General features: G+C 58.2%; 12 protein-coding genes. 10 read left to right on the top strand and 2 right to left on the bottom strand.

Going from position 1 to position 12,327, the window contains the following annotated elements:
- Positions 1-383 precede the first annotated feature (383 nt).
- The 3 genes from VIL80_RS05055 to VIL80_RS05045 are packed head-to-tail and all read left to right on the top strand — an operon-like array spanning position 384 to position 2,190.
- Complete coding sequence (locus VIL80_RS05055) at positions 384-1,196, top strand: DUF6249 domain-containing protein (RefSeq protein ID WP_332035060.1); 813 nt, start codon at positions 384-386, stop codon at positions 1,194-1,196.
- A 12-nt stretch (positions 1,197-1,208) separates the two neighbouring features.
- The gene (locus VIL80_RS05050; RefSeq protein ID WP_332035059.1) at positions 1,209-1,763 is read left to right on the top strand and encodes an RNA polymerase sigma factor; all 555 of its coding nucleotides are present in this window, start codon (positions 1,209-1,211) and stop codon (positions 1,761-1,763) included.
- On the top strand, positions 1,756-2,190 hold the full coding sequence (locus VIL80_RS05045) for a DUF5056 domain-containing protein (RefSeq protein ID WP_332035058.1): 435 nt from the start codon (positions 1,756-1,758) through the stop codon (positions 2,188-2,190). The genes VIL80_RS05050 and VIL80_RS05045 overlap by 8 nt, the downstream gene beginning before the upstream one ends.
- Before the next feature lie 113 nt (positions 2,191-2,303).
- On the opposite strand, the gene VIL80_RS05040 is transcribed toward VIL80_RS05045, so the two are convergent.
- Complete coding sequence (locus VIL80_RS05040; RefSeq protein WP_332035057.1) at positions 2,304-2,819, bottom strand: LEA/WHy family protein; 516 nt, start codon at positions 2,817-2,819, stop codon at positions 2,304-2,306.
- Positions 2,820-3,010: 191 nt separating this feature from the next.
- Between VIL80_RS05040 and VIL80_RS05035 the strand changes: the two genes are divergently transcribed.
- Both VIL80_RS05035 and VIL80_RS05030 read left to right on the top strand, forming a co-directional pair.
- On the top strand, positions 3,011-3,769 hold the full coding sequence (locus tag VIL80_RS05035; protein WP_332035056.1) for a 2OG-Fe(II) oxygenase: 759 nt from the start codon (positions 3,011-3,013) through the stop codon (positions 3,767-3,769).
- Positions 3,769-4,746: a mechanosensitive ion channel family protein gene (locus tag VIL80_RS05030; RefSeq protein WP_332035055.1), complete on the top strand. Its 978-nt coding sequence runs from the start codon at positions 3,769-3,771 to the stop codon at positions 4,744-4,746. Before VIL80_RS05035 ends, VIL80_RS05030 begins: the two co-directional genes overlap by 1 nt.
- A 22-nt stretch (positions 4,747-4,768) precedes the next feature.
- Here VIL80_RS05030 and maiA read toward each other — a convergent pair whose 3' ends face one another.
- The gene (maiA, locus tag VIL80_RS05025; protein ID WP_332035054.1) at positions 4,769-5,404 is read right to left on the bottom strand and encodes a maleylacetoacetate isomerase; all 636 of its coding nucleotides are present in this window, start codon (positions 5,402-5,404) and stop codon (positions 4,769-4,771) included.
- Between the two features lie 415 nt (positions 5,405-5,819).
- On the opposite strand from maiA, the gene VIL80_RS05020 reads away from it, so the two are divergent.
- The 5 genes from VIL80_RS05020 to VIL80_RS05000 all read left to right on the top strand — a co-directional run.
- Positions 5,820-6,341 carry a MarR family winged helix-turn-helix transcriptional regulator gene (locus tag VIL80_RS05020; protein WP_332035053.1) on the top strand — a complete coding sequence of 174 codons (522 nt, stop codon included), beginning with the start codon at positions 5,820-5,822 and terminating at the stop codon, positions 6,339-6,341.
- A 90-nt stretch (positions 6,342-6,431) separates the two neighbouring features.
- A complete protein-coding gene (locus VIL80_RS05015) occupies positions 6,432-7,628 on the top strand; it encodes an amino acid aminotransferase (RefSeq protein ID WP_332035052.1) in 1,197 nt (398 codons plus the stop codon).
- A gap of 136 nt (positions 7,629-7,764) precedes the next feature.
- Entirely contained in the window at positions 7,765-9,138 is a 1,374-nt protein-coding gene (locus tag VIL80_RS05010; RefSeq protein ID WP_527250106.1) for a class II 3-deoxy-7-phosphoheptulonate synthase, read from the top strand.
- 53 nt (positions 9,139-9,191) lie between these two features.
- Complete coding sequence (locus VIL80_RS05005; RefSeq protein ID WP_332035050.1) at positions 9,192-9,872, top strand: glutathione S-transferase family protein; 681 nt, start codon at positions 9,192-9,194, stop codon at positions 9,870-9,872.
- Positions 9,873-10,165: 293 nt separating this feature from the next.
- Positions 10,166-12,327, top strand: a 2,162-nt coding sequence (locus VIL80_RS05000) for a M3 family metallopeptidase (RefSeq protein WP_332035049.1), incomplete at its 3' end; no start/stop codon positions are given.

Genomic DNA, 12,327 nt, shown 5'->3' with positions numbered 1-12,327 from the left:
TTTAGACCGACCCTTCCCGGCTGGTCGGATTTTCGCCAAGCATATCTCAGCAGAAATTTTCGCGCTTGATGCATCCAAAACGGAATTCTCCCGCGTCCATCTGCTGAACGGGTAAGGCTGCACCGAACCCGGCAGCCGGTCAGATGACCGGACTGCGAATTGATGACGATTCCCGCTGATACGGGGTGGTCAATAAAGGTACAATCTGGCGCCAGAGGGGCGCCTTCCCCAGAGGAACCATGTCCCGCGCATATGTAGCCGGGTCTGATTCCGGGACCAATTTGAGCAAGAGCGAGAAAACACCAATGAGAGCGAGTCATTCACACATACAGCGCCGGTCGCCGGTCTGGGCTTTTGCGGTAGCGGCGTCCCTGGCAATGGGTATGTCAGGCGCCCTGGTAGCCCAGGAGTCCGGAGAGGCAGTGGCACCGGTACCACCCGTGCCGCCAGTGCCCAAGGTTGCGCCGGCGCCGGAGGAAAAAGTCACCAAGCAGGTGCGGATTGTGCGCCAGGAGGACGGTAGCCTGCGCATCCACGCCCGCGACGAAAATGGCGAAAGCGCCAATGTCGAGATCAACCTTGGCGAGGAATTCGGTGGTGCGGTAACCCGCCGGATCTACGAGAAGCTAGAGGAGAAGGGCATTCTCGATGACAAGGGCCTGGTGGTGGATGAAGCGCTGGAATCCGTGCCGCGTAATATCGAAATCGGTATCAAGGCCGAGATGGAGCGCGCGGAACGTGCGCGGGAACGGGCCGAGCGCGCCCGCGAGCGTGCGGAACGAGACTTTCACGTACATGAAATCGAGCAGTACCGCCCGCGTGACATGGAGTGGCTGATCGGTCTTTTTGCCATACTGGGTTTTTTCGGCATGCCGATCCTGATCGTCTGGCTGGTGACTCGCAACAGTTACCGCAAGGCGCAGCTCAAGACCCACGCGTTGGGGGAGAGCATCAACCGCATGGTTTCGGAAGGTCGCGATATTCCTCAGGAACTGCTGGATTCCCTACAAGGTGCGGAGCCGACGGCCGTTACCAAGGACCGGGGCTTCACCCTGATTGCCGTGGGTGCAGCCATCTTTATCTGGCTGACCGCGGCCGGTGGCCTGGGTGCCGGCAGCTTGGGCCTGATCCCGCTGTTTATCGGTGTGGCCCGCTTTATCAACTGGAAACTCGATCAACAGCAGCAAGTAGGCTAAGGACGGCCATCCATGAGCCTCGATGATGAGGATCTGATAAGGCGCGTCGTCGAAGACGGGGACCAGCGGGCATACGCCCAGCTGGTTCGTCGCTATCAGTCACAGCTGCGATTCTCGCTCCGACAGCTGTGCGATGGCGACCAGGCCCTGGCCGACGACATGGCGCAGGAGGCCTTTATCAAGGCCTACAAGGCGCTGCCTGCTTTCCGTGGGGATGCGAGATTCAGCACCTGGCTGTATCGCATTGCCTACAATCTGGTCATGAGCTATAAGCGCAAGAACACGCCGGACGTGGACCAGGATGCGGTTGATCGAGCCCAGGCCAATGAGAGCGTCGAAGAAGCGCTGCAACTGGGGATGGCCAGAGACCTTAACTCGGCCATGGGGGAATTGAGTGACGTCCAGCGTCAGGCAGTGCACTTGTGCATGCAGCGCGGCTTTTCGCACGAAGAAGCCGCGAGCATTATGAAGTTGCCGCTGGGCACGGTAAAATCCCATGTCAATCGCGCACGGGCCAAATTGCAGACATTGCTGCAGGCCTGGCGGGAGGAGGTAGTCAGTGGCTGATTTCAAACAGCAATCTGCGGAACTCAAGAATGAACTCGGAAACACGACAGGTGGTTCTACAGGTATGGTGATCAGAGACGGTGTGGTTCAGTCCGCTCAGTTTGCGCAAGGCAGCGAGCCGGATTTCGACGCCTGGCTGTCGCAGCAGCTGCAATTCAGTGAACCCCATGTGGACGATGACGGTTTTTGCGAGCGGGTAATGGCCGAGTTGCCAGCGGTGCCGGCAAAACGCGCCGAGCGTCGAGCGACCCGTTACCAATATGCTGCGGTAGTGGCCGCCTCGGCCATTGTCTGCTGGCAGTTTCCTCTGGATCAGGTACTGGCGACCCTGGCGGAGCAGAGCATCAGTCTGTATAGCCTGGTCGGGTTGGGGATTCTCAGCTCGATGGCCGCCATGACCGGCGGTATTCTCGCGGCGCGGCGCTGATTTCTCACGCGCCCGAATCCGATCTGGCCGGAGGTGCGCGCCTCCGGCCTTCCTTCCTCATATCCTCTTCGAATCTTCCTTTCTCTCCAAAGCCAAAGTGGAAGTCCTGAGGCTCAGCGTTGGTACTGACCCAGGGGAATCTCTCCCTGTTTGGTCACCCGGATGGCGGGCAGGATGGAGCGCTGAAGCCCCAGTTTGGCCTCCAGCTCATAGGGCACGGTATTGCCCTGCATCTGCAGTAGTTGCGCCGCCGCCATAAATGACCCCATCAGGTTGGCCGAGGCGTCCACGACAATCGCATTCTGCCCGTAAGCCGGTATCACCGGCAGGTTGCTGGACGTGCCGGTGATCACCTTGTGACCCGCCAGCTTGAGGGTGTAAAAGAGACCGGAAAGCGCCAAGTCTGTGCTGTTGGGGTTGAAGACCCGAAGGTGGATACGAAAGCGAAGGTCGCCACTTTGATCGTATGGCAGTGGTTCCAGTGCGGTTACCTGTACCTCTGGGGTCTCGAAATCGGGCGACAGTGTTGCGCAGCCCTGCAGAGCGACCAATGGAAATACAATGGCCAGCAGCGCGATTCGGTATACGCTTTTGCGCCAAGAGGCGAATGTTGGGTTGTGATGGATCATGGTTCCCCCTACAGGATCGGTAAATATCACCTAGGACATTATGTGTCGTGTAGGGTTCAGCGTCACAGTAGGTGACTTGCCTGTGCGGAGAGCGGGGTTGCATGGGGGGCAGTTGGCGGGGCTATACTCTATCCGCAATACGGTGCTGAACATGACAGGTACCGTTATGGCAGTAGACAAAGGAGTGTCTCGTGGAGTTTACGGAACTTCAGCCGGATCAGCAGCAGCGGGTTCGCAACAGGTTTAGCGCAAATCAAAACGAGCGTGCACCAGACAATGCTGCGCGTTTTCGCCTATTTGAACCCTCTTCAAACCAGATTTCGTTGGGCGACCGGCAGATAGATGTGCTGCTGGCCATGCGCCAACCCAACGTCATTTTGTTCGGCAATTTGTTGTCGGACTGGGAGTGCGACGCCCTGATTGAAATGTCGCGCCCGCACATGGCACCGTCCCGTGTCGTCAATTCAGAAGTCGGCACCTTTGATCTGGAAGATGTACGCACCAGTTCCGGAACCCATTTCCGCAGGCGGGAAACGCCGCTGATTGCCGCCATTGAATCCCGTATCGCCCAATTGCTGGGGGTGCCAGAGGAGCGGGGCGAGCCTCTGCAGATTCTTAACTATCAGGCCGGTGCGGAATATCGCCCCCATTACGATTTTTTTGACCCCGAGCGCCCCGGTAATCACGAGGTTCTGGCCATGGGCGGCCAGCGTGTGGGTACCATGATCATGTATCTGAATGATGTGGATACCGGGGGAGCGACGGTTTTCCCGAAGTTGGGGCTGGAAATTCTGCCGAAAAAGGGCTGCGGCCTGTTTTTTTCTTATGCCAACGATGCGGGTGATCTGGATTGCCGGACTCTGCATGGCGGCAGCCCGGTACTGCGCGGGGAAAAGTGGATTGCCACCAAGTGGCTGCGACTTCGGGAGTTCGCCGGATGGAGTGGGTAATGGGGTTGGCGCAAACCACTCCCCCTGAGACCGGCAATGTGGAGGAGCTGGCGGAATCGCTGGAGCTTGCCAAAACCTCGCCGTCGTCATACCCCGAAATTCTGGACGCGGTAACTGCCTCCATTCTCAATATCTGGGAAGGGTTCCTCGGACATACCCCGTTTATTGTCGCCAGCCTGCTGATGCTGGTCTTCACCTGGTTGCTGGCGAAGGTGACCGGGCGCGTTGTATTCCGCTTTGCCAAAAGAACCGGGCGGCGTCCTTCGCTTCAGCATCTGCTGGTGCGCCTCGCAAAGATTGCGATCTGGGTGGTCGGTATAACGTTTAGTGCCATGGTGTTGTTCCCAGGGCTGACACCGGCCAAGGCACTCGGCGGTCTCGGACTGCTCTCTGTAGCGGTAGGGCTGGCCTTCAAGGATGTTTTTGAAAACTTTTTTGCCGGCATACTGATTCTGTGGAATTTTCCCTTTGAAGCCGGAGATGTGATCAAGTGCGAAAATGTTGAGGGGCGGGTGGAGCAGGTGGACGTGCGCAATACGGTCATTCGTCGCACCACCGGGGAGTTGGTGATCGTGCCGAACCTGTTTCTGTTCAAGAATCCCGTGGAGATTCTCACAAATCGCAACAAGCGCCGCTTTACCATTATTGTCGGCGTGGGTTATAGCGTGGATATGGCCGGTGCGGTAAAGGTGATCGAGCAGGCGGTGGAGGCTTGTGAATCCGTGCGCGATGACGAGCCGATCCAGATTTTTCCGCATGCGTTTGCCGATAGCAGCATTGAAATTGAAGTGACCTGGTGGGGTGGTTCAACGCCACTGGAGGAGCGCAAATCCCGTGGCGAGGTGATCCGTGCGGTTAAACGGGCACTGGATGAGGCGGGAATGGAAATTCCCTTTCCCTACCGCACGCTTACCTTCAGCCAGCCGCTCGCGCTGCAGGGAGATGATGCCTCCACTGGCGGAGCGGCCGAGTCATAATCGATTACCTGGCAATGGTTGTTTACAGGGTGCTGTCCGGCTGGTTTTCCGGTCTGGCCTTGGCGAAGGCGGGCAGGGCGGCGCAGGCGTCGGCGATCCGTGCAATGTGCGGGTAGCGTGCGATGTCCATACCGAATCGCTCCGCGTTGTAGATTTGTGGCATCAGGCAGCACTCGAAGAGGCCCGGCGTGTCGCCGCCAACAAATCGCTCTGCCGCGGTGCCCAGCTGGCTTTCCAGTGCCTTGAAACCGTCGTCAATCCAGTGGCGAATCCAGGCAATTTTCTGCTCTTCTTCCACACCCAGGTCCGCTTGCAGGTATTTGAGCACCCGCAGGTTCTGTAGGGGCTGAATATCACAGGCGATGTTGTACGCGAGCGCACGTACTCTGGCGCGGGCCAGGGGATCTTGCGGAAGCAGCGCCGGCTCCGGGTGCTGTTCATCCAGCCATTCAAGAATGGCAAGAGACTGGGTGAAAACATGGCCCGCATCGATCAGGGCCGGTACCAACCCCTGCGGGTTGAGGCTGCGATAGGAGGGCTCGCGCTGTTCGCCTTTCAGCAGATTCACAGGGTGGTAATCGTATTCGAGTCCCTTCAGGTTGAGGGCGATGCGCACCCGGTAGCTGGCAGAAGAGCGAAAGTAGCCGTGCAGTTCCATAGTTGGCGTTCCTGTCTGTATGGCGAAGAGTGAATGTTGGTTGCGGGTGGCAGCGCCCGTGGCCCTGGATAATGTTCCGTGGAGAATTGCCGCTGCCGTGTGTCTGCGCAAATAATTTGCGTGAAACAAGGGGTTGGCTGACAAAAATGGCGTCAAACCCCGTATAATGCGCGGCCGATTTCTTCAGATGCTGTACTGGCGTGCCCGTTCGTCGATTTATTCGTCAGGGTCCGTTGCTCTGGATTCCACTTACCGGGTTCTCGGATCGAGTGCTTGCGTTCATAACGACCTTGTCGGCGGCTGCCGGGAATCAGTCACGGGCAAAAATTCCTGCGGCAGTGGTTACAATTGAAACCAATCTTAGTTACATTTGAAACCTGGTACAACCCGATCCTCAGCAGGTGAATGAACCGCAATGACAACAGATAACACACAAAGCGAAACTTCGGATCTGGCAAACCCCAGTGAAGCGGTGCGTCCCGACGACCTGCGCTTGGAGAAGTTTCTGCCGTACCGGTTGTCGGTACTCTCCAACCGTGTGAGTAACGCCATTGCGGATGCCTACAGTGCTCGTTTTGACCTCACGATTCCGGCCTGGCGTGTGATGGCGATTCTCGGTCGTTTCCCCAATCTTTCCGCCGCGGATCTGGTGGAGCAGACGGCGATGGATAAGGTGGCGATCAGTCGCGCCGTGTCGATCCTTATCAAGAATGACTACATCACCCGCAGTGAAGACCTCGCCGACCGCCGCCGTCAGGTGTTGAATCTGTCGGAGCTGGGGCGTGACGTGTATGAGCGCATCGTACCCCTGGCGCAACAGTACGAGAATGACCTGATGGGTTCACTCTCCACCGACGAGCGCCGTCAGCTCGACAGCATTATCGAAAAACTTATGGCGCGCGCGCAGGATTGGGCCAACCGCGGCCTCATCGATTGATCCGTGGCTATTTGACCGCGCTAGTTACTTGTCAAAATTACCAGCCGGCGCACCCCGCAAGTGCGCAGGCATGAATCATCAGGAGTTACCATGTTCGACCACCTGAAAAGCCTTCCGGCTGACCCGATCCTCGGCCTGCTGGCCACCTACCGCACCGACGAAAACCCCAGCAAGATCGACCTGGGGGTGGGTGTTTATAAAGACGAGGCGGGCCACACACCGGTTCTGCAGGCCGTGAAAGAGGCGGAAACCCGCCTGCTGCAGAGTGAAGAAACCAAATCCTACATCGGCCCGGCGGGGACCCCCGGTTTCAACAGCGCCATGCAGGAGCTGGTGTTGGGTGCGGGGCATCCGGCACTGGTGGGTAATCGGGTGCGCTCTGCGCAAACTCCGGGCGGCTGTGGTGCGCTGCGCGTGCTCGCCGAATTTACCAACCGTGCCAAAGCCGGCGCGACCATCTGGGTCAGCGATCCCACCTGGGCCAACCACGTTCCGCTGCTCGGCAACGCCGGTCTGGAGATCAAGAGCTACCCCTATTACGACCGCGCCACCAGCAGCCTGCAATTTGATGCCATGGTGGAAGCGCTGAAGCAGGTGGGTGAGGGCGACCTGGTGCTGTTCCACGCCTGCTGCCACAACCCCTGCGGTGCGGATTTGTCTCGCGAGCAGTGGAAGGTGCTGGCGGAAATGGCGCAGAAACAGGGCTTTACCCCGTTTGTGGATATGGCCTATCAGGGCTTCGGCGAAAGCCTGGATGCGGATGCGTATGGCCTGCGCCTGATGGCGGAATCGGTGCCGGAAATGCTGGTGGCCGCTTCCTGTTCGAAAAACTTTGGCCTCTACCGCGAGCGCGTCGGCCTGGCGATGGTGATATACAACGATGCCGCAGCGGCGGATCGCGGACAGAGCCAGCTGCTGAATGTGGTGCGCGGCAACTACTCCATGCCGCCCAGCCATGGTGGCGCCATCGTTGAATCCATCCTGACCGATGCCGGCTTGCGCGCAAACTGGGAAGCGGAACTCACCGAAATGCGCGAGCGTATCAATGGCCTGCGTTCCGGCCTGGTGGAGAGCCTCAAGGTGGCGGGTGCTGCAGGTGACTTCAGCTTTATCGAAAGACAGAAGGGAATGTTCTCATTCCTCGGCATTACCCCGGAGCAGGTGCAGAAACTGCAGCGGGACTATTCCATTTATATGGTAGATTCCAGCCGCATCAGCATTGCCGGCCTGAGTCAGAACAACATGGCCTACTTCTGCCAGTCCGTGGCTGAGGTTCTGGAATCCTGAAGCCGGGAATTGGCTGCGCACTGGGCGCGGCCTGAATAATCCTGGCCCCTGAGTGACTGGTGCGCGGCATTTTGCAGCGCGCCGTCTCTAGTCATCTGCAGTGAAACCGAAAATGGAAGTCGAGGTAGATACCCCCGTGTCCGAGCCCTTAGTCAAACCCTGGGACCCGGCGAGCTGGCGCAAGCTCACGGCCCACCAGCAGCCAAAATACCAATCTATTTCCGATGTGGAAGCGGTTGAGCGTGAACTCGCCGGTTATCCGCCGCTGGTTTTTGCCGCCGAGGCACGCGAGCTGCGCAGGCAATTGGCTGATGTTGCGCAGGGCAAGGCGTTTCTGTTGCAGGGCGGCGATTGCGCTGAATCGTTTGCCGACTTCAATGCCAACCGCATTCGCGATACGTTCAAGGTGCTGCTGCAGATGGCGGTAGTACTGACCTTTGCCGGCAACCTGCCGGTGGTGAAAGTGGCGCGTATGGCAGGGCAGTATGCCAAGCCCCGTTCCGCGGATTTGGAAAATATCGGTGGTGTGGAGCTGCCCAGCTATCGCGGCGATATCATCAACGGTATTGACTTCACCGCGGAGGCCCGCGTGCCCGACCCCCGGCGAATGTTGACCGCGTATAACCAGTCCGCCGCGACGCTCAACCTGCTGCGCGCCTTTGCCCAGGGCGGTCTCGCCGACCTGCACCAGGTACACGCCTGGAATCTGAGTTACCTGGAAAACAACCCGCAGCGGGATCGCTACCTGCAACTGGCGGAGCGTTTGCAGGATGCATTGGAGTTTATGGCGGTGTGCGGCGTTAATTCCAGCAATACACCGGCCATTCGCGAAACCACACTGTACACCTCGCACGAGGCGCTGCTGCTGAATTACGAGCAGGCGCTGACGCGTACCGATAGCCTCACCGGCAAATGGTACGACTGCTCCGCACACATGCTGTGGATCGGCGAGCGCACCCGTCAGCTGGACGCTGCCCATGTGGAATTCCTTGCCGGTGTGTGGAACCCCATCGGTGTGAAAGTCGGTCCGGGTATGGCCACCGATGAGCTGATCCGCCTGATTGATCGCCTGAACCCGAACAACGAGCCGGGACGCCTGACGCTGATCACCCGCATGGGGGCGGATACCTTGGGCGAGAAGCTGCCGGCGCTGGTGCGCGCGGTGGAGAGGGAAGGGCGCTCGGTGGTGTGGAGTACCGATCCCATGCATGGCAACACCGAGAAAGCTTCGAGCGGTTTCAAGACACGGAACTTCGACAATATCCTGCGGGAAATTCGCGATTTCTTTGCGGTCCACCGTGCCGAGGGCAGCCACCCGGGGGGGATTCATCTGGAGATGACCGGACAGCATGTGACCGAGTGTACCGGAGGTGCCTGGAAAATTTCCGACGCGGACCTCGCCAGCTGTTATCGCACCCAGTGCGACCCCCGCCTGAATGCAGATCAGGTGCTTGAGCTGGCATTCTGCATTTCGGAATTACTGCGCGAGGGTCGCAACGGTAGCGCCTGACACGGCAGCCCCAGACGCCCGAGCAGACTAATTCATTAGAAAGGGACATCGCGATGTATCAGCTATTTATCGGCAATAAAAACTATTCCTCGTGGTCTCTGCGCCCCTGGCTACTGGCCACGCAGTTGAATATTCCTTTCGAGGAGCAACTGGTGCCGTTTGACGAGGGTGGGAGCTGGAATAAATTCCGCAAGTTTTCTCCCACAGGTCTGGTGCCTTGTCTGGTCGACGGGGAGACCACCGTATGGGATTCCCTGGCCATTGCAGAATATCTCTACGAATCCTTCCCCTCGGTGTGGCCGCAGGATCGGCAGGTGAGGGCATGGGCGCGCAGCGCCGCGGCGGAAATGCACTCGGGCTTTTTTGCGCTGCGCAACCAGTGCAGCATGAACTGTGGCGTCACCGTGGCATTGCGTGAGGTCGATGCCGCGTTGCAGAAGGATCTCGACCGGGTAGAGGAATTGTGGCTGCAGGGGCTTAAGCGCTTCGGCGGCCCTTTTCTTGCGGGATCAGCATTTACCGCCGTAGACGCGTTCTTTGCACCGGTAACCATTCGCCTGCGGGGATACCAGCTCTCGCTTGGCGAAGAAGCCATGGCCTACTGCGAACGGATACTGGCATTGCCGGCAATGCAGGGCTGGATTACCGATGCGCTCCGGGAGGTTTGGCGCGAGAGCGCGCACGATGCAGAGCTCGAGATGTTCGGAACCATTGTGGAAGATCGCCGGGTCTGACCCGGAATTTGTGAGATGCCGGGGTTTGCCCCGGCTATTTTTGTCCACCCTAAAATAATCCACTTATTAAGCCGTTATCAAATTGTGTTTTCTATCCATCGCACAGACTTTTCTCCGCAAAGTTAATCAGCGACAGGGGGTTGCTCGGCCAAAAAACCGCTTGACCACATATATGTGTGCGGTGAGTGACACGTCATGGCGACATCTGCCGCCCCGGGGTACACTCCGGGCGGTCAGGATTTTAATAATCATAGAAGCACTCATATAAACATAGATACAAGAGGATCGAGACGATGCGTCAAACATTGATCGCGATGTCCATTGCTGCAGCCCTCGCAACCCTGGGTGGTTGTGGTAAAGATTCCGAACAGGCACAGGTTGCCAAGCCTGCCGAGCAGGCGGTCGCGTCTGCGGCAGTTGTTGCCGATATTGCCAGCACCAACCCTTTGTTGGCCGAGTGGACCGGTCCCTACGGTGGTGTACCTGCGTTTGACAAAATGAAAGTCGAACACGTGAAGCCGGCGCTTGAGTACGGCATGGCGCAGAATCTGGCGGAGATCGACAAGATTGCCAACAACCCGGAAGCGCCGACGTTCGCCAATACCATTGAAGAGATGGAGCGCAGTGGCAAGGCGTTGGATCAGGTATTTACCTACTGGGGTATCTGGAGCGGCAATATGTCATCGCCGGAATTCCGTGCCGTGCAGGCGGAGATGGCGCCCCAGCTCGCCGCGTTCAACAGCAAGATTATCCAAAATGACAAGCTGTTCCAGCGTGTAAAAGCGGTGTTCGATGCGCGCAATGAATCCGACCTTACCGCGGAACAAAAACGCGTTGTGGAGCTGACCTACGACCAGTTTGCCACCAATGGCGCCACCCTGGCCGGTGAAGCCAAGGTGCGCTATGCAGAAATCAACGAGCGCCTCGCCGAGCTGCACACCAAATTTGCCAACAACGTGCTGGCGGACGAAGAGGGCTACGATATTTTCCTGCGCAGCGACCAGCTGAAAGGGCTGCCGGAATCGTTCGTCAAGGCGGCCGCCGCACTGGCGGAGGAGAAGGGGCAGAAGGGCAATTACGCAATCACCAATACGCGCTCTTCCATGGATCCGTTCCTGACCTATTCAGAAGACCGTGCGCTGCGCGAACAGGTATGGCGTAACTACTACAGCCGCGGTGACAACGGTGGCGAGCACGACAATAACGCGATCATTGCCGAGATTCTGCAGCTGCGTGACGAGCGTGTGGGGCTGCTGGGCTTCGACAATTACGCCCAGTGGCGCCTGCAGAACCGCATGGCGAAAACCCCGGAAAATGCCATCGAACTGATGGAAGCGGTGTGGCCGGCCGCTGTGGCCCGCGTGCATGAAGAAGTGGCCGATATGCAGGCCGTTGCCGATGCGGAAAAGGCCGGCATCAAGATCGAGCCGTGGGATTACCGCTTCTACGCCGAAAAAGTGCGCGCGGCAAAATATGATCTGAATTCCGATGAAGTGAAACAGTACCTGCAGTTGGACAATCTGCGTGAAGGTATGTTCTACGTTGCCGGTGAACTGTTCAATTTCAGTTTCACGCCGGTTAAGGCCGGCAGCGTGCCGGTTTACCACGAAGACGTAAAAGTGTGGGAGGTCAAAGACAAGACCTCTGGTGAACACATTGGGCTCTGGTACCTGGATCCGTTTGCGCGCGCTGGTAAGCGCTCTGGTGCCTGGGCCAGCATGTACCGCGATCACAGCACGTTTGACGGCAAGGAAACCGTACTGGCTTCCAACAACTCGAACTTCATCAAAGGTGCGCCGGGCGAACCCGTACTGGTGAGCTGGGACGATGCGACTACCTTCTTCCATGAATTCGGCCACGCGCTGCACTTCCTTGCGTCCAACGTCGCTTACCCGACGCTGAACAGCGGTGTGCGCGATTACACCGAGTTCCAGTCACAGTTGCTGGAGCGCTGGTTGAGCACGGATCCGGTTATCGACCAGTTCCTGGTGCACTACAAAACCGGTGAGCCGATTCCTGCGGAACTGGTGGCCAAAATCAAGAAGGCAGCCAATTTCAACCAGGGCTTCTCCACCACCGAGTACCTGGCTTCCGCGCTGGTGGATATGAAACTCCACACGACGGATCCAGAAGGCATTGATCCGGACAAGTTCGAGCGTGAAACCCTGGATGCACTGGGTATGCCGAGTGAGCTGGTAATGCGTCACCGCACGCCACAGTTCGGTCATATCTTCTCCGGTGAGGGTTACTCCGCGGGTTACTACGGCTACATGTGGGCGGATGTGCTGACTTCTGACGCATCTGAGGCCTTTGCCGAGGCCAAAGGTGGCTTCTACGATAAGGAAGTGGCCGCGAAGCTGGTGAAATACCTGTTTGCTCCGCGCAACGCCATCGATCCGGCAGAGGCATACCGTCTGTTCCGTGGTCGTGATGCGGGTATCGAGCCGCTGATGCG

Origin of the sequence: Microbulbifer sp. (assembly GCF_036563125.1) — a bacterium.
Taxonomy (GTDB): Bacteria; Pseudomonadota; Gammaproteobacteria; order Pseudomonadales; family Cellvibrionaceae; genus Microbulbifer.
This window is presented reverse-complemented; position numbering and strand designations above follow the sequence as displayed.

What these genes read in the sequence shown, in the direction of transcription:
- VIL80_RS05055 (WP_332035060.1), top strand. Translation starts at nt 384, where the DNA reads ATGTCAGGCGCCCTGGTAGCCCAGGAGTCCGGAGAGGCAGTGGCACCG.
- VIL80_RS05050 (WP_332035059.1), top strand. Translation starts at nt 1,209, where the DNA reads ATGAGCCTCGATGATGAGGATCTGATAAGGCGCGTCGTCGAAGACGGG.
- VIL80_RS05040 (WP_332035057.1), bottom strand. Translation starts at nt 2,819, where the DNA reads ATGATCCATCACAACCCAACATTCGCCTCTTGGCGCAAAAGCGTATAC.
- VIL80_RS05030 (WP_332035055.1), top strand. Translation starts at nt 3,769, where the DNA reads ATGGGGTTGGCGCAAACCACTCCCCCTGAGACCGGCAATGTGGAGGAG.
- maiA (WP_332035054.1), bottom strand. Translation starts at nt 5,404, where the DNA reads ATGGAACTGCACGGCTACTTTCGCTCTTCTGCCAGCTACCGGGTGCGC.
- VIL80_RS05020 (WP_332035053.1), top strand. Translation starts at nt 5,820, where the DNA reads ATGACAACAGATAACACACAAAGCGAAACTTCGGATCTGGCAAACCCC.
- VIL80_RS05015 (WP_332035052.1), top strand. Translation starts at nt 6,432, where the DNA reads ATGTTCGACCACCTGAAAAGCCTTCCGGCTGACCCGATCCTCGGCCTG.
- VIL80_RS05005 (WP_332035050.1), top strand. Translation starts at nt 9,192, where the DNA reads ATGTATCAGCTATTTATCGGCAATAAAAACTATTCCTCGTGGTCTCTG.